This window comes from Stenotrophomonas sp. FW305-C-20-S1 (genome assembly GCF_058783335.1).
Genome location: NZ_JBYTEK010000029.1, coordinates 39,102 through 56,127 on the forward strand (window position 1 = coordinate 39,102; position 17,026 = coordinate 56,127).

At 64.2% G+C, this 17,026-nt stretch carries 15 protein-coding genes; 8 read left to right on the forward strand and 7 right to left on the reverse strand.

The genetic code is table 11. The features are described 5' to 3' along the window. Positions 1-255: 255 nt before the first annotated feature. Together AC3WTC_RS15155 and AC3WTC_RS15160 are read right to left on the reverse strand one after the other, a co-directional pair. Entirely contained in the window at positions 256-3,063 is a 2,808-nt protein-coding gene (locus tag AC3WTC_RS15155; protein WP_025876111.1) for a TonB-dependent receptor domain-containing protein, read from the reverse strand. Positions 3,064-3,423: 360 nt separating this feature from the next. After that, positions 3,424-6,219 (reverse strand): TonB-dependent receptor plug domain-containing protein, encoded by a 2,796-nt coding sequence (locus AC3WTC_RS15160; protein WP_025876113.1) that lies wholly within the window; start codon positions 6,217-6,219, stop codon positions 3,424-3,426. A gap of 215 nt (positions 6,220-6,434) precedes the next feature. Between AC3WTC_RS15160 and apbC the strand changes: the two genes are divergently transcribed. Continuing rightward, positions 6,435-7,289, forward strand: coding sequence for an iron-sulfur cluster carrier protein ApbC (gene apbC / locus AC3WTC_RS15165; RefSeq protein ID WP_025876115.1), 855 nt, complete (start codon positions 6,435-6,437; stop codon positions 7,287-7,289). Positions 7,290-7,366: 77 nt separating this feature from the next. Then, a complete protein-coding gene (dcd, locus tag AC3WTC_RS15170; protein WP_025876117.1) occupies positions 7,367-7,933 on the forward strand; it encodes a dCTP deaminase in 567 nt (188 codons plus the stop codon). A gap of 98 nt (positions 7,934-8,031) precedes the next feature. Here dcd and AC3WTC_RS15175 read toward each other — a convergent pair whose 3' ends face one another. The 3 genes from AC3WTC_RS15175 to AC3WTC_RS15185 are packed head-to-tail and all read right to left on the reverse strand — an operon-like array spanning position 8,032 to position 9,305. Further along, positions 8,032-8,199, reverse strand: coding sequence for a LiaI-LiaF-like domain-containing protein (locus tag AC3WTC_RS15175; protein ID WP_025876120.1), 168 nt, complete (start codon positions 8,197-8,199; stop codon positions 8,032-8,034). Positions 8,200-8,214: 15 nt separating this feature from the next. Next, positions 8,215-8,637 (reverse strand): HIT domain-containing protein, encoded by a 423-nt coding sequence (locus AC3WTC_RS15180; RefSeq protein WP_032975033.1) that lies wholly within the window; start codon positions 8,635-8,637, stop codon positions 8,215-8,217. Beyond that, complete coding sequence (locus AC3WTC_RS15185) at positions 8,634-9,305, reverse strand: dienelactone hydrolase family protein (protein ID WP_301866627.1); 672 nt, start codon at positions 9,303-9,305, stop codon at positions 8,634-8,636. Before AC3WTC_RS15185 ends, AC3WTC_RS15180 begins: the two co-directional genes overlap by 4 nt. Before the next feature lie 109 nt (positions 9,306-9,414). Here AC3WTC_RS15185 and AC3WTC_RS15190 point away from each other — a divergent pair, with 109 nt between their 5' ends. The 4 genes from AC3WTC_RS15190 (at position 9,415) to AC3WTC_RS15205 (ending at position 12,694) form a co-directional block, all read left to right on the forward strand. Then, positions 9,415-9,642: a hypothetical protein gene (locus tag AC3WTC_RS15190; protein WP_492711804.1), complete on the forward strand. Its 228-nt coding sequence runs from the start codon at positions 9,415-9,417 to the stop codon at positions 9,640-9,642. Positions 9,643-9,664: 22 nt separating this feature from the next. Then, on the forward strand, positions 9,665-10,336 hold the full coding sequence (locus tag AC3WTC_RS15195; protein ID WP_248149308.1) for a hypothetical protein: 672 nt from the start codon (positions 9,665-9,667) through the stop codon (positions 10,334-10,336). Between the two features lie 181 nt (positions 10,337-10,517). After that, entirely contained in the window at positions 10,518-11,879 is a 1,362-nt protein-coding gene (gene rimO / locus AC3WTC_RS15200; protein ID WP_492711806.1) for a 30S ribosomal protein S12 methylthiotransferase RimO, read from the forward strand. Next, complete coding sequence (locus tag AC3WTC_RS15205; RefSeq protein WP_354275591.1) at positions 11,876-12,694, forward strand: DUF3025 domain-containing protein; 819 nt, start codon at positions 11,876-11,878, stop codon at positions 12,692-12,694. Before rimO ends, AC3WTC_RS15205 begins: the two co-directional genes overlap by 4 nt. 43 nt (positions 12,695-12,737) lie before the next feature. Here AC3WTC_RS15205 and greB read toward each other — a convergent pair whose 3' ends face one another. Then, positions 12,738-13,253, reverse strand: a complete 516-nt coding sequence (gene greB, locus AC3WTC_RS15210; RefSeq protein WP_025876131.1) for a transcription elongation factor GreB — start codon at positions 13,251-13,253, stop codon at positions 12,738-12,740. A 78-nt stretch (positions 13,254-13,331) separates the two neighbouring features. Next, a complete protein-coding gene (locus tag AC3WTC_RS15215; protein WP_105164435.1) occupies positions 13,332-14,837 on the reverse strand; it encodes a helicase HerA-like domain-containing protein in 1,506 nt (501 codons plus the stop codon). Between the two features lie 122 nt (positions 14,838-14,959). Between AC3WTC_RS15215 and AC3WTC_RS15220 the strand changes: the two genes are divergently transcribed. Beyond that, a complete protein-coding gene (locus tag AC3WTC_RS15220) occupies positions 14,960-16,570 on the forward strand; it encodes a transglycosylase SLT domain-containing protein (protein ID WP_492711809.1) in 1,611 nt (536 codons plus the stop codon). 23 nt (positions 16,571-16,593) lie between these two features. Then, positions 16,594-16,941 (forward strand): ribonuclease E inhibitor RraB, encoded by a 348-nt coding sequence (locus AC3WTC_RS15225; protein WP_025876137.1) that lies wholly within the window; start codon positions 16,594-16,596, stop codon positions 16,939-16,941. Positions 16,942-17,026 lie beyond the last annotated feature (85 nt).

Consider the following 17,026-nt stretch of genomic DNA (forward strand, 5'->3'; position numbering starts at 1 on the left):
TGCTGCTCATCGGAAGAAAAGTCCTTTGAAATCAGTGCGTAAACGCGATTGTCTGGGAATGTTTCAAAATGTTGCGTTGCGGGACAGAATTGATCGAAGCCGATGTTTCGTATGTAGATCAAGGGCTTGCTGCCTTCGCGGATGCTTTTCTCATTATTTAATTTATGAGACTGGTTTTGATCTTCCGTCTCAATTGACGGGCATGAAAAAGGCCCCGCCGAAGCGGGGCCTTTCCGGGCAGTGCGGGCGCGGCGCTTACTTCCCGCCGAACTCGTACTTGGCCTGCACGTAGACCGCACGGCCGTAGGGGTTGTAGATGCTGCTGTTGTACGGTGCGCCGATGTTGCCGGCGTAGCTGTGGGCCTGGCCGTCGGGCATCTTGTTGAACACGTTGTTGACCATCATCGACAGCGTCAGGTTGTCCATCGCCTGGTAATTCACGCTCAGGTTGTAGGTGGTGTACGAGCCCCACTTGCCTGCCTCGTAGCCGGACGGATGCACGTAGTCGTAGCCCTTGCCCAGGTATGCCATGCGGTTGGGCGTCTTGCCGATGTAGTTGAAGTACACGGTGGTGGTCCACTTGTCCTTCGCCCAGCCCACCGCACCGTCGGCACGCACCTTGGCGTACTGGTCGTAGTTCCACATCGCGTACGGGTCGCGCAGCAGGTCCAGGTACTCGTCGCCCGGCTGCGGCTGCAGTTCGCGCTTGATCATGTTGGTGTAGTTGCTGGAGAACTGCAGCGCACCGAAGCGGCCGATGTCCTGCACGTACTTGAAGCTGGCCGTGACCGCCTGCAGGTTCTGGCTGGCGATGTTCATCTTCGGCGTATAGATCTGCTCCAGCTTGCCGGTGCCATCGCGGGTGATCCAGTCGCTCACGTTCTGGCAGCTGGCCGAGGTGTTGTTGGTCTGGCCGTTGCGGCAGTAGTACTCGGCCAGCAGCAACTGGTCGGAACTGAGGGTGTTGACCTCGTTCTTGATCTTCCAGTTGTAGTAGTCCACCGACAGCGAGAGGTTGTTGATGGGCGCCCACACGATGCCGGCGTTCCAGACGTCGGCGGTGATCGCTTCCAGCTCGGGGTTGCCGGACTGCTCACCGAACACTGATTCGTTGGCATACGGGCAGCCAACCGTGTCGCTCGGGTTGAAGCCGAGCTGGCCACAGCGGTAGTAGTCGACCGAGCCGTTGGCGTAGTACCCGCTGCGGCCCTGGAAGGCATCGGACAGGCTGGGGGCGCGGAAGGCGGTGCCGTACTTGCCGCGGAACAGCAGGCTTTCAATGGGACGGAATTCCACGCCGATGCTGTAGGTCGACTTGTCGACGGTCTTGTCGGCGATCTTGAATGCGTCGTAGCGACCCGAGGCGGTCACGGTCAACGACTCCAGCAGCGGCATGCGCAGTTCGCTGGTCAGCGCATAGTTGCTGCGATGGCCGGCGCCGGCCACCGAGGTGGTGCCCCAGACGCTGCCATCAAGCAGGCGCTGGTCGGGGGTATAGGACCAGCCTTCGCTGCCCGCTTCGGCCACCACTGCCAGGCCCGCATCGCCACCGGGCAGCTTGAACAGCGAACCATTGGTGATCTGCGCGCGGCCCAGGTTCTGCCAGGTGCGGCTCTTGTTGTAGGTGAAGCCGGTGAAGGTCTGGAAATCGCCGGCCGGCAGCGGCGAATAGAACGCGCCCCAGTTCGGGTTGTAGATGTTGTAGCCGTCGTCGGTGACGCCCAGCACCGGACCCAGCACGCGGTCTTCGAAGTAGCTGTCGATCTCATTGGCCCAGCGCGCGAAGCTGCGCTCGGTCAGCTTGTACTCGCCACGGCTGAAGCTGGCGCTGTAATCCCAGTTGCCGACGTTGCCGCGCCCGCCCAGCGTGATCTGGTAGGCCTTGTTGCGATCGGTGCTCATGGTGTCGCGGTAGCCGGCCGGGCTGATGTCCTCCGGCGCGAACGCGCGCTGCAGGTTCATGTATTCGCCACTGGCCTGGTCGACGAACGCACCGAAGCCGACATCGCTGCCCCAGAAGGCGTAGCCCGAACCCGAGTTGTACTGCACTTCTTCCAGGCTGTAGAGCGCGTCTGCGAACAGCTGGAAGTTGTCGTTGACGTCAAAGGACATCGACGAATAGATCTGGCTGCTTTCCTTGCCGTTCTTCAGCGTCTTGTAGCCGGCACTGAAGGGTGAACCGCAGGATTCGCCGGTGGCACGGGTGCCCAGCACGGTGGTGCCGCCGAACTGGCCGGCCACGTTGGCGCAGCGGCTCGGGTCCATCATCACGTAGGCGTTCTGCTGGTCCGGCAGGTACACCAGGAAGTCGTTGGTCGGAACCTGCGGCGTATAGCCCCGGGTGTTGTTCTGCTTGGTCAGGTCGCGCTGGTAACCCCAGATCGGGCTGCTTTTCTCGTACTGCACGTTGACCAGTGCGTGGAAGCGGTCATCAAAGGCGTTGAAGCCATGCGCGCCGCTGACGCGGAAATCGTTGCCGCCACCCTCGGTGTAGGCGCCGCCGCGCACGTTCAGCACGCCGCCGTCCATGCGGTCCTTGAGGATGATGTTGACCACGCCGGCGATTGCATCCGAGCCGTACAGCGACGACTGGCCGCCGGGCAGGATCTCGATGCGCTCGACGATGTCGATCGGGATGCCGCTGAGGTTGTTGAAGGTATCGCTGCCGTTGTAGAGGGCAGGGTAGGACAGCATCGGCCGTCCGTTGATCAGGTACTTGGTGTAGCTCGGGCTGAGGCCGAACATGCCCGAGGCTTCGGCGCCCTGGGTGAACGACGCGGAGGTCTGGCCGCCCTGCAGGCCGCCGGTGGTCAACGAGTTCTGCTGCAGCACCTCGGCAACGCTGGTGAAGCCACGGGTCTGGATGTCCTCGGCGGTGACGGTCAGGACCGGCGTGTGGTTCTCGATCTGCGTCTGCGGGATCAGTGAGCCGGTGACGGTCACGCGTCCAAGATCGGTGGGAGTGTTGTCCTGGGCGAGCGCGATCGCGCTGCTGCTGGCCAGGATCAGGCCGCTGAGAACGGCGCGGGTGAGCGGGTGACGCGGGAAGCCATTGCGAGACATGCGGTACTCCGTGTGGTCGTGAGAAACGCGTTTTCCCTTTCCTGGGAACTCATGGATGGTTCAGCAGCCGGTGGACGCAGAAAGGCGGCGTTTTTCGAACGTAACACACGCTTAACTTGTTTTTCGCGGGCTTGTCGCGCTCTCGCAATGGCTCGTTGGGAGTTAATAAAAATTTCTTTAAAAACAATTGATTGCAATATTGGTACGAATTTGCCGAGTTTGGCTTAATGAATATCCAGTAAATGTTCGGATATTTAACAATCGAGATGTTCCCCCGGCGATCGCCGCACATGCCTCGCCAAAAAAAAGGCCCCGCCGAAGCGGGGCCTGGTCCGGAATCAAATCCGGAAATCGACGGGATTACTTGCCGAAGTCGTACTTGGCCTGCACGTACACGGTGCGGCCGTAGACGTTGTACAGGTAGTTGTTGAACGGCGTGCCGGAGGTGCCCTGGTAGCTGTGAGCCTGCTGCTCGGGCATCTTGTTGAACACGTTGTTGACCATCAGCGACAGGGTCAGGTCATCCTGCACGCGGTAGTTCACGCTCAGGTTGTAAGTGGTGTACGAAGCCCACTTGCCTGCCTTGTAACCCGACGCACCATGGGTGTACTCGTAGCCGTTCAGGCCCGCCAGGTAGTTCGGGGTGTGGCCGATGTAGTTCGCGTACAGCGTGGTGGTCCACTTGTCCAGCGACCAGGCCACCGACGCGTCGGAACGGACCTTGGCGTAGCTGTCGTAGTTCCACATCGACTTCGGGTTGCCCAGCAGGTCCTGGAAGTCCTCGCCCGGCTGCGCCTGCACTTCACGCTTCAGCATGTTGGTGTAGTTGCCCGAGAACTGCAGCGAACCGAAGCGGCCGATGTCCTGCAGGTACTTGAAGCCGACGGTCACGGCCTGCAGGTTCTGGCGGGCCACGTTCATCTTCGGGGTGTACAGCGAGCTCAGGTTGCCGGCCGAATCGCGCACGACCCAGTCAGCCACGTTCTGGCAGGTGGCCGAGGAGCCGTTCGGCAGGCCGTTGCGGCAGTAGTACTCGGCCAGCAGCAGCTGGTCGGTGCTGGCCGTATCGACTTCGTTCTCGATCTTCCAGTTGTAGTAGTCGGCCGAGATCGACAGGTTCGCCATCGGCGCCCAGACGATGCCCGCGTTCCAGACGTCGGCAGTGATCGGCTCCAGGTCCGGGTTGCCGGCACGTTCGGAGTACACCGAGACGCTGTCTGCGTAGCGGCAGGCGTCGGTGTTGCCCGGCACGTAGCCCAGCTCACCGCAACGGTAGTAATCGGTGGAGTTGGCAGCGTAATAGCCGCTGCGGCCCTGGAATGCGTCGGGCAGGGTCGGCGCGCGGAAGGCGGTGCCGTACTTGCCGCGGAACAGCAGGCTTTCGATCGGACGGAACTCGACGCCCACGCTGTAGGTGGCCTTGTCGACGGTGTTGTCGGCGATCTTGAAGGCGTCATAGCGACCGGAAGCGGTCACCGTCAGCGACTCCAGCAGCGGCATGCGCAGCTCGCTGGTCACCGCGTAGTTGCTGCGATGACCGTTGCCGGCAACAGCCGACGAGCCCCACACGTCGCCGTCCAGCAGGCGCTGGTCGGGGCTGTAGTCCCAACCTTCGCTGCCGCCTTCGACGACCACGGCCAGGCCGGCATCACCGCCCGGCAGCGAGAACAGCGAGCCGTTGGTGACCTGCGCGCGTGCCAGGTTCTGCCAGGTGCGGCTGTGGTTGGTGGTGTAACCGGTGAAGCCAGCGAAATCTTCCGGCGAGATCGGCGAGTAGAACGCGCCCCAGTTGGTGTTGTAGATGCCGAAGCCATCCTGGGTGCCCAGCTGTGGGCCCAGCACCTTGTCGGCGAAGTAGCTGTTGATGGCATTGCCGAAGCGCTGGAACTTGCTCTCATCCAGGCGGTATTCGCCACGGGTGAAGCTCAGGCTGTAGTCCCAGTTGCCGACCGCACCCTTGCCGCCCAGGGTGACCTGGTAGGCACGGCTCTTGTCGTTGTTCAGGATGCCCTTGTAGCCTTCGCCACCGATGTCTTCCGGAGCGAACGCGCGCTGCAGGTTGACCAGCTTGCCGGAGGCCTGGTCATAGAAGCCACCCATGGTGCTCTTGGTGCCCCACCAGAGGTAGTTCGAGCCCGAGGTGTATTCGGTCTTTTCCTTGCTGTACAGCACGTCGGCGAACAGCTGGAAGTTGTCGTTCACGTCGAAGGTCATCGACGAGTAGAACTGGCCGCTGTCCTTGCCGTTCTTCAGGGTCTTGTAGCCGGCGCCGAAGACCGAGCCGCAGGACTGGCCCGTCGGGCGGTTCGCCAGCACGGTGGTGCCGTCGAACTGGCCGGCAACGTTGGCGCAGTTGCTCGGGTCCATCATGTACAGCGCATTGGTCTTGGCGTCGATGACGGCGAAGTCGTTCGACGGCAGCTGCGCGGTGTAGCCGTTCGCGTTGTTCTGCTTGGTCAGGTCACGCTGGTAGCCCCAGATCGGGTTGCTGCTTTCGATCTGCACGTTGACCAGTGCATTGAAGCGATCGTCCAGTGCCGAGAAGCCGTGTGCACCGCTGACGCGGAAGCTGCTGCCACCGCCTTCAGTGGAAGTGCCGCCACGCACGGACAGGCTGCCGCCTTCCATGTGGTCCTTCAGGATGATGTTGACCACGCCGGCGATCGCATCCGAACCGTACAGGGAGGACTGGCCACCCGGCAGGACTTCGATGCGCTCGACGATGTCGATCGGAATGCCGCTGATGTTGTTGAACGCGTCGCCGCCGTTGTACAGCGCCGGGTAGGACATCATCGGGCGGCCGTTGATCAGGTACTTGGTGTAACCCGGATTCAGGCCGAACATGCCAGCGGCTTCAGCGCCCTGGGTGAACGAAGCGGAGGTCTGGCCGCCCTGGATGCCGCCGGTGGTCAGCGAGGACTGCTGCAGCACCTCGGCGACGCTGTTGAAGCCGCGCGACTGGATGGCTTCAGCGCTGATGGTCATGACCGGGGTCTGGGTCTCGACCTGGGTCTGCGGGATCAGCGAGCCGGTGACGGTGATCTTGTCCAGATTGGTGGCCTTGTCCTGGGCCATTGCCGGCGAGGCGGCAACCAGGGCGGAGATCAAGGCGACAGCGAGGGTGTTGCGACGTGCAGAATTGCGAAGGTCTTTCATGTAGTTCCGTTCAGAGAGCAAATACGAGTACGGCACTGCGCATGCGCCATCGTGCGTGCCGTAGATCCAGCAACGCAGCCCAAAACCAGTGCTTAGCGAACGTAACATGAACTTAACAATCTGTGCACGAATCTGTAGCAATCCTGAATTTCAGTCAGCGTACGTCCAGCTAGTATGATGTTGGGTTCTTCTTGTCGATTCACCCGGAGCCCGCAGTGAACAGTTCTTCCCGTCGTCCGCATGCCAGCCAGGTGCAGAAGGGACTGGCGCCGCATGCGCGCATCCGCAACGTGATCGCGGTGGGCTCGGGAAAGGGTGGCGTGGGCAAGTCGACCACGGCGGTCAACCTGGCCGTCGCACTGCAGCAGCTGGGGGCGCGCGTAGGCGTGCTTGATGCCGATATCTACGGCCCCAGCGTGCCGGCGATGCTCGGCCTGTCCGGTCGCCCGGAAAGCCCGGACAACAAGAGCATCGAGCCGATGCGGGCCTTCGGCGTGGACACCATGTCGATCGGTTATCTGGTCGAGGACGAAACGCCGCTGATCATGCGCGCACCGCGCGCGACGGCGGCGTTGACCCAGCTGTTCGAAGACACGCTGTGGGACGATCTGGACTATCTGCTGATCGATCTGCCGCCGGGCACCGGCGACATCCAGCTGACCCTGGTGCAGAAGATCCCGCTGGCCGGCGCGGTGATCGTCACCACGCCGCAGGACATCGCTACGCTGGATGCGAAGAAGGCGCTGAAGATGTTCGAGAAGGTCGAGGTGCCGGTGCTGGGCGTGGTCGAAAACATGGCCGTGCATACCTGCAGCAACTGCGGGCATGTGGAGCACCTGTTCGGCGAAGGTGGTGGCGAGCGCATGGCGGCGCAGTACGGCGTGCCGCTGCTGGGGTCGCTGCCGCTGCAGATCGGCATCCGCGAGCAGGGCGATGCCGGTACCCCGATCACCGCCGCGCAGCCGGAATCGGCGGCGGCCCAGGCCTACCACCGTGCCGCCCAGCGTCTGGTCGAGGAAGTGGGCAAGCGCCCGCGCGCTTCGATCCCGATCCTGTCCTCGCTGCTGTAAGGGCCCGCTGGGGGCTGCGGCGGCGACGCCCGGCCCCCTGCTAGAATCCTCGCGCCCCCTCGCACCCAGGACAGAGCATGAGCATCAAGAGTGACCGTTGGATCCGCCGGATGTCCGAACAGCACGGCATGATCGAGCCGTATGAGGCCGGGCAGGTCAAGCAGGCCAACGGCGAGCGCATCGTCAGCTACGGCACTTCCAGCTACGGCTACGACGTGCGCTGCTCGCGCGAGTTCAAGGTGTTCACCAACATCAACTCGACGATCGTGGACCCCAAGCATTTCGATCCGGGCAGCTTCGTCGATATCGTCGGTGACGAGTGCATCATTCCGCCGAACAGCTTCGCGCTGGCACGCACGGTCGAGTATTTCCGCATTCCGCGCGACACCCTGGTGGTGTGCCTGGGCAAGAGCACCTATGCGCGCTGCGGCATCATCGTCAACGTGACCCCGCTGGAGCCGGAGTGGGAAGGCCACGTGACCCTGGAATTCAGCAACACCACGCCGCTGCCGGCGCGCATCTACGCCAACGAAGGCGTGGCGCAGATGCTGTTCTTCCAGTCCGATGAAGTGTGCGAGACCTCGTACAAGGACCGCGGCGGCAAGTACCAGGGCCAGACCGGCGTGACCCTGCCGCGCACCTGACAGCTTGCGTCAGCGCGTATCGGTAGCGCCGGGCCATGCCCGGCGTTTCCGTTTGTGGGTCCGCGCGCTGCGTTCGCCGGGCATGGCCCGGCGCTACCTTATTTGCCGCGACCGAACAGGATCGCGATGCCTACGGCCACCAGGCCGAGCGGCCACCAGGTCAACAGCAGGCGCGACAGGTTCAGGTTGGTCCAGCCCAGGTTGCTGGCCAGCATGAACAGGCCGATCAGGATCAGCAGGATGGCGGCGACGATATTGAATCGCATCGGGTCGGCACTGGCTCAGGAATGGGCTGGATATCCTAGCCGTTCCTTCCAGTAGGCGACATGCTGGTCCAGCGCGGCCGGCTCATAGCGGTGCGCCGGGCCACTGCCCCAGACCGGTCCCGGCCACGCCGGATCGCCGTCGTGGCGGCCGATCACGTGGAAATGCAGCTGGCGCACGATGTTGCCCAGCGCGCCGATGTTGATCTTCTCCACCCCGTCCGAACCGTGCAGGGCCTTGCAGGCGCGGTTGAGCTCGGTGCGCAGCTTGTCCTGCTGCTCGCCGTCCAGCTCGATCCACTCGGTCACCCCGGCCAGACGCGGCACCAGGACCAGCCAGGGGAATCGTTCGTCGTTCATCAGTCGCACTTGCGACAACGGGCCTTCGGCCACCAGTACGCTATCGGTGGCCAGGCGTGAATCGAGTTCGAAATCGCTCATCCAAGATGCTCCGAGAAGAAGTCCAGGGTGCGTTGCAGCGCCAGGGCGGCGCTGTCTGGATCATACGCATGTCCGACCTCGCGGTTGAAGGCATGGTCGGCCGGATAGACGTAGGTCGCCATCTGCGGCAGCTTCTCACGGTGCGCCTGGATCGCCTCCGGCGGGATGCTCTTGTCCTGCGCGCCGAAGTGGAACATCACCGGGGCCTTCGGCGTCTCGTCCAGGAACTGCACGTTGCGCGCGCCGTAGTAGCTCACCGAGGGCAGGCCCAGGCGCAGCGCGGACAGCAGGGCGACGCTGCCACCCCAGCAGTAACCAACCGTGCCGACCTTGCCGTGCGGGGCCAGCCGGGTTGCCGCGGCGCGGACCACTTCCAGTGCCTTTTCCATGCCCAGCGCGGTGACCCGTTCCAGCCCATCCTTCACGCCCTCGGGGCTGTAGGGCAGGGCATCCGGGTCGGCCTCGGGGCCGTCGACCAGGTCGAAGAACGAGGGGGCCAACACGGCGTAGCCCTCGGCGGCGAAGCGTTCGGCGACGCTGCGGATGTGCGGATTGGCGCCGAAGATTTCCTGCACTACCACCAGCGCGCCGCGGGGTTTGCCCTCGGGCAGTGCCTGCCAGGCGCGGACCGGGCCGTAATGCGTATCCAGGGTGATCCATTCGGACATCGGGGGTACCTCGTTGCAGGGGCCAGGCCTGCATTGTCGGTGCTGGGCGGGTTAGCGCGATGTCAGCGGCTGTGCGGGATCGGGTGGCTGGGTGTTCAGGGGCGGGCGCATGGTCGCCATGTCAGTTGAGTGGGCTCCGGATTTTCTGACTGCAGAATCGGCTGCCTCTGACGATGATTTCATTAAAGCGTCCGGTGGAATGGAAAAGGTCAACGAATATGATTTGAAGGCTGATTTTATGGGGCGGTGGCGCCGCCGGGAGGCGCAGGGGCTGTTTCAGGTCGGTGTTCCATATGTCCTTCGGATCATGGATGGGAACGATTTTGATGAATACTAAACGGATTATTGGAGGAGTTTGGATGGCTGCTCTCGCACTGGCGTCTGCTTCAGCGCACGCGAGTGACAGGTCCTATACGGATCATGAGCTGGCGTCACGTGATGGAAAGAAGTGGATAACAAGGACTGCTGCTCTGACCGACTTCGATGGAGGTCAGGTTGTTGTCGAGTTGCGGTTGTTCGAAGATGGCAAGGGCGGGCTTGTCTATCGCTATGACGATCAAACCGAGGCTACCAAGCTCTATCATCAGGCTTCGTGTGAGGAAACCGGCGCTGAAGTCAGGCGCGGTGATACGGTTCTTGGAGGTGAGTCTGTGGCCGCGTGGTCATGCATGGGGGTTGCTGACAAGCAGGCGGAGTCAGAGAAATCGACGGAGAGAACGGATGCCCCGCGAGCGGCCTATTACGTGCATGCTTTGGCGCCCAGCGGCAGCGCGCCTTTGGGGGTCAACTTCCACTCGGTAGGAATTGCCCGTTATCAAAGTTCCATTGCAGGGGAGTCCAATGGCAATGTCTCGATTGACAATGGTCGTTGTACTGCATCTGCTGTCGATCATCATACCGGCCCATTTGTTGGCAACTACGAGCTCAAGGTGGTTTGTATTGGCACTCAGCGAGGACGGCTCAATACCTCCATGTCAGCATGTATTCCGAGGGTATGTTCGACAGATGTCGGGGCCGTGGACGTGATTTAAGGTGTCCTGCGGGAGTTGGCGGAGGCATTTCAAGGGCTGGGCGGGCCGGGGGAGGGGCGATTCAGTTCCACCCACCAAGACCATCCGCCAACCCCGGTATACTGGCGCCCTTTCAGGCCCCGGCCCCCAGGTCCCCCTGCCATGCCGGCAGGGGCCCAGGCCCCCAGAGTCCCGCGATTCCATGTCCCAGCTGAACCCCAAAGTCGGCTTCGTCAGCCTTGGCTGCCCGAAGGCCCTCGTCGATTCCGAGCGCATCCTCACCCAGCTGCGGTCGGAAGGCTACGACATCGTCCCATCCTACGATTCGGCCGACGTGGTGGTGGTCAACACCTGTGGCTTCATCGATTCGGCGGTGACCGAATCGCTGGATGCCATCGGCGAGGCGATGAACCAGAACGGCAAGGTCATCGTCACCGGCTGCCTGGGCAAGCGCCCGGAGCAGATCCGCGAGGCGTACCCGAATGTACTGGCGGTGTCCGGGCCGCAGGATTACCAGAGCGTGATGGAAGCGGTGCATGCGGCGCTGCCGCCCAAGCACGATCCGTTCGTGGATCTGGTGCCGGACTACGGCATCAAGCTGACCCCGCGCCACTACGCATACCTGAAGATTTCCGAAGGCTGCAACCACCACTGCAGCTTCTGCATCATTCCGTCGATGCGCGGCAAGCTGGTCTCGCGTCCCGTGGACGAGGTGCTGCGCGAAGCCGAGCGCCTGGTGCGCGGCGGTGTGCGCGAACTGCTGGTGGTTTCGCAGGACACCTCTGCCTACGGCGTGGATGTGAAGTACGCCGAGAAGATGTGGCGCGACAAGGCCTACCAGACCCGCCTGAAGGCACTGTGCGAAGGCCTGTCCGAACTGGATACGTGGGTGCGCATGCACTACGTCTATCCGTATCCGCACGTCGATGACGTGGTGCCGCTGATGGCCGAGAACCGGATCCTGCCGTACCTGGACATCCCGTTCCAGCACGCCAGCCCGCGCATCCTGCGCCTGATGAAGCGCCCCGGCGCGGTCGAGAAGACCCTGGAGCGGGTGCAGAACTGGCGCCGCATCGCGCCGGACATCACCGTGCGTTCGACCTTCATCGTCGGTTTCCCGGGCGAGACCGAGGCCGAGTTCGAAGAGCTGCTGTCCTTCCTGGACGAAGCGCAGCTGGACCGCGTCGGTGCGTTCGCCTACTCGCCGGTGGAGGGCGCTACGGCCAACAACCTGCCGGACCCGGTGCCGGAAGAAGTGAAGCAGGAACGACTGGCGCGCTTCATGGAGAAGCAGGCGCAGATTTCGGCTTCGCGTCTGGAAGCCAAGATCGGCACGGTGCAGCAATGCCTGGTCGATGCCATCGAAGGCGATATCGCGGTGGCCCGTTCCAAGGCCGATGCGCCGGAGATCGACGGCCTGGTGCATATCCAGAACGCAGACCAGGTGGCGTTGCGCGTGGGTGAGTTCGTCGACGTGGAAATCACTGAAAGCGACGAGCACGATCTCTACGGCGACGCACTGCCGCCGACCACGCGCCCGGCATTCGACCTCAAGGTGCTGTGACCGGGGCGGAGGCTGCTGATGGCGGCCCCCGCCGCTTCGTGCCGCCGCTGCGTGCGGCGGTGGACAGGGCTGCGTTCGATCATCCGCTGTTTGCCGGTATCGCCGGGTTCGGTGATCTGCTGACGGCAGCGGACTGGCCACGCGTGGTCGATCTGGACGCGCGCCTGGCGCTGCCGGGCAAGCGCTTTGTTGAACAGGATGCGGCGTTGCTGGCCGACGGCCTGCACTACGAAACGCGCATTGCCGAAGGGCGCATCGCAACCCGCGCGGGCAACTGGCACGACCTGTTCAACGCCCTGGTCTGGGCACGCTACCTGCCGATCAAGTGCGCACTCAACGCGCAGCAGTGCCGGCACATCGAGGGCATGGCTGCAGGACAGCGCAACCGCGCGCAGGCCGCGCTGACCCAGTTCGATGAAACCGGCGTGGTGGTACGCGTGCGCGACCCGGCATTGCTTGCAGCCTGGGATGCTCACCAGTGGCGCGTGCTGTTCGAGCCGATCCATTGGCAGTCAGGACGGATCGCCATCGCCGCGGTATTCGGTCATGCCTTGATGGAACAGGCGCTGCTGCCGGGCCGGCTGCTGGTCGGCAAATGCGTGGTGCTGCAGGGCGATGACGATGCGGGCTGCATCGACACGGTCGCGCGCGCCATCGAGGAGGGCAGGGTGCTGCTCGATCCCTTGGAACTGCGTCCGCTGCCATTGGCGGGTATTCCCGGCTGGCACACCGACCAGGCGCCAGCCTTTTACGCGAACGACGATTATTTCCGTCCGCTGCGCGAAGGGCGCCGCTATCCGCCGCCGCTTCTGTAGAACCGGGCCCATGCCCGGCTGAGCGCCGCTGCCCGCCACAGGCTCAGCCGTTGGCCGCGGTCTCGTACTCCACACCGATCACCGCAAAGGTGTGGTTGCCACTGGGCAGTTCCACTGAAAACTCATCATCCAGGCGCTTCTTCAACAAGGCCCGCGCCAAGGGTGAATCGATGCTGATCCAGCCCAGCCCCGCATCGGTCTCATCCGGCCCGACGATGCGGTAGCGGCTGGTCTGCCCGCTGTCCACGTTCTCCAGCTCAACCCACGCACCGAAGAACACCGCTTGCGGATCAGTCGGCGTGGTGTCGACCACGCGCAGAGATTCCAGGCGCTTGGTCAGGTAGCGCACGCGACGATCGATCTCGCCCAGCTGCTTCTTGCGGTAGGTGTATTCGGCATTCTCCGAGCGATCGCCTTCGGCCGCGGCCGCCGCCAGTGCCTTGACCACCTCGGGTCGACGCACCCGCCACAACTCATCCAGCTCGGCCTTCAAACGTGCATGGCCGGCGGCGGTGATCAGCGCGGTGCTCTTTTCTGCGGGGGGACGCCAACGCGACATGTAATGCGGCTTCTCGTGCGGAATGAAACAACTACGGCGCGCCGTCGCCGGCGCGCCGCAAAGGAACTGCCGGGGCTCTCAGCGCTTGCCGCCGAAGATGCCACCGAGGATGCCGCGCACGATCTGGTTGCCCAGCTTGGTGCCGACCGTACGCGTGGTCTGCTTGGCCATCGTCTCGATCATGCCCTGGCGGCGCTTGGTGCCGAAAATAGCGTCCTTGATCGACTGCCCGAAACCGCCTTCCTGCGCCTCGTCCTGCTCACGGCTGCGTGCGGCCGGCGCATCGGTTTTCTCGACGGCCTTCTGCGCGCGCTGCGCCAGCAGTTCGGCTGCCGATTCGCGGTTGACGGCAGTGTCGTAGCGCGTGCCGACCGGGCTGCCGGCACGCACCTGCGTACGTTCGGTGTCGGTGACCGGTCCCATGCGGCAGCGGGGTGGCGCGATCATCGTCTGCTGCACCGGCATCGGCACGCCCTTGTCCTGCAGCGTGGAGACCAGCGCTTCGCCGGTACCGAGCTGGCTGAGCACCTTCACCACATCCAGCTTCGGGTTCGGCACGAAGGTCTCGGCGGCGGTCTTCACCGCCTTCTGGTCGCGCGGGGTGAATGCGCGCAGCGCGTGCTGTACACGGTTGCCGAGCTGGCCGAGGATGTTGGCCGGCACGTCGTCCGGGAACTGCGAGCAGAAGTACACGCCCACGCCCTTGGAACGGATCAGCCGCACCACCTGTTCGATGCGCTGTACCAGAGCGGGCGGTGCATCGTCGAACAGCAGGTGCGCTTCGTCGAAAATGAAGACCAGCTTCGGCTTGTCGAGGTCGCCCACTTCGGGCAGCTGCTCGAACAGCTCCGACAACAGCCACAGCAGGAACGTGGAGTACAGCTTGGGCTTGAGCACCAGCTGGTCGGCGGCAAGGATGCCGATGACACCGCGGCCGTCATGGTTGACCCGCATGATGTCGGCCAGTTCCAGCGCCGGTTCGCCGAAGAAATGCTCGCCGCCGTCCTGCGCCAGCCGCAGCAGGGCGCGCTGGATGGCGGCCACCGACTGCGCGCTGACCAGGCCGTACTCGGTGGAGATGTCCTTGCGCTCCTCTGCCACCAGGCCGAGCAGGGCGCGCAGGTCGTCCATGTCCAGCAGCAGCAGGCCGCGGTCGTCGGCCAGCTTGAACACGATGTCGAGCACGCCGGCCTGGGTGTCGTTCAATTCCAGGATGCGCGCCAGCAGGGTCGGGCCCATCTCGCTCACGGTGGTGCGAACCGGGTGGCCGAGCTTGCCGTACAGGTCCCAGAACACGGTGGGGCTGGCGGCCGGGGCATAGTCGCTCACGCCGATCTCGGCCGCGCGCTTGAGCAGGTTCTCGGCGCCGGTGCCCGGCACGGCCAGGCCGGAGACATCGCCCTTCACATCGGCCAGGAACACCGGTACCCCGATCCGCGAGAAGCCCTCGGCCAGGGTCATCAGGGTCACGGTCTTGCCGGTGCCGGTGGCGCCGGCGACCAGCCCATGGCGGTTGCCGAGTCTCGGCAGCAGGGTGACAGCCACATCGTCGGTGATGCCTTTGCCGAGCAGAATCGGATCCATGGTCCAGCCCTTGTGATGAATGTGCCAATGTTAACCGCCGACGGTGACGGGCCGAAGGTCGGCTTGCCCCGACCTTGGCAGCGCCGCTACTCTGCCTGCCTGTTTCACACACAGTGCCACCAATGCCCGTTCCTGTCCTGATTTCCCGCACCTGGCCGCTGCTGGCCCTGGCTGGCCTGGTTTCCCTGGCACCGGAGGCCCACGCACAGCGGGTTTCGGCCCGGGACAAGGTGAAGGTGGATGCCCTGCAGCAGCGCATGACTGCAGCCGAGAAGCGCTACAGCGATGCCATTCTGCTGGTGGCCAACGCCGATCCGAAGGGGCGCAACGAGGCCGATGCCGCGCTGGAGGACATGGAAGATGTCATCAGCGAATGCGTGAAGCAGAAGGGCTGCCAGATGAGCAACATGCTGGCGACCTACAAGCGCCTGCTCAAGCACGATGCCGATGCCGCCGCCGATGATGACGTGGCCGATGAAGCCGGCGACCGCCTGGAAGCCGACCCGGACCATGTTGGCCCGCTGGCTGCCGACGTGCCCGAGGCGGCCCGCGCAGCGGCGCTGCTGAACGACAAGCGCCATGCCTTCGACAACATGGTCGAGTACAACCCCGCCGTGCAGGCCGGCATCCGCCGCTGGCTGACCGACATGCGCCCGGCGCTGATGACCACCTACGAGAACTACCAGAACCTGCGCGCGGTGATGTGGCCGGAATGGGAGAAGCGCGGCCTGCCCGAGGCGCTGCTGTTCGGCATCATGGCCAAGGAATCCAACGGCCGTGTACATGCGTCCTCGCGTGCGGGCGCCGCGGGCCTGATGCAGTTCATGCCGGCCACCGGCCGCCGCTTCGGCCTCGGCCCGGACGGTACCGGTTTCGATACCCGCTTCGATGCGCGCAGCGCCGCTGAAGCCAGCGCGACGTACCTCAACGAGCGGATGCGTGAGCTCAACAACAACGTCGAACTGTCGCTGGCCGGCTACAACGGCGGTGAGGGCCGCGCAGCGCGCGTCTACAAGCAGTACCCGGGCCAGAGCTTCTGGGTGGACAGCGTCTACAACCAGTTCCCGGGCGAAACCAAGGACTACGTGCCGATGGTGATCGCCGCGTCCTGGATCTTCCTGCACCCCCAGCAGTACGGCGTGGAGTTCCCGAAGATCAACGCGCAGCCGGCCACCATCCGCCTGGCCCGCTCGACCACGATCTACGAACTGACCATCTGCCTGGGCAGCCATGGCACCCGCGATGGCTACATGCGCGCATTGCGCAACCTCAACCCGCGCTATGAGGCCGACGGCTGGATTCCGGCAGGAACCCTCATCAACGCCACCAACCGCATTGCTGGCCTGTACGCGCGCAACTGCGTCAGCGGCCCGCGTGCCGATCTGGCCCGCACCCTGATCACCGCCGACCTCAATGCCGCGATCGTGCGCCCGAGCGCTGCCAGCTACACCGGCAGCGTGGCCGTGGGCGGGGTGGTGCCGGTGGTCGATCCCAATGCCGCCAGCAGCGTGCCGACCACGCCCGCCGCGCCGGTGGCTGCGCCGCGCCCGGCGCCGGCCCCCCGTGCCAAGCCGGCCCGCAGCTACAAGGTCGGCAAGGGCGAGACCCTGGGCCGGATCGCCGCGAAGTTCCAGTGCGATGTGCCGGTGCTGGCCCGCGCCAATGGCCTCAAGGCCCCCGGCTACAGCCTGCGCCACGGCCAGGTGCTGAAGCTGCAGGGCTGCGACAAATAATCTTTCCGCAATCTGGATATCGCATGGACCTTGAAGACACCCGCAACCTGTTCACCAACCTTCGCGAGAACACCGACTGGGACCTGGACGCCCCGCTGCTGTGGGGGTACTTCTTCGTGCACTCCACCGCCGAGCCGCTGCACGCACTGGCCACCCACCTGCAGGCACAGGGTTATGTGCTGGTGGAAGTGTTCGAGCAGGAGCCGGAGGACGGTGAGGCTGCATTCCACGTGCTGCATGTGGAGCGCGTGGAAGTGCACGACGAAACCTCGCTGGACAAGCGCAACCAGGAACTGAGCGCGCTGGCCACGCAGATGGGCGTGGAAGACTACGACGGCATGGACGTCGGCCCGGCGCCGACCCTGCAGTAACGCACCTGTCCGGTAGTGGGGGGGGGGGGGGGGGGGGGGGGGGGGGGGGGGGGGGGGGGGGGGGGGGGGGGGGGGGGGGGGGGGG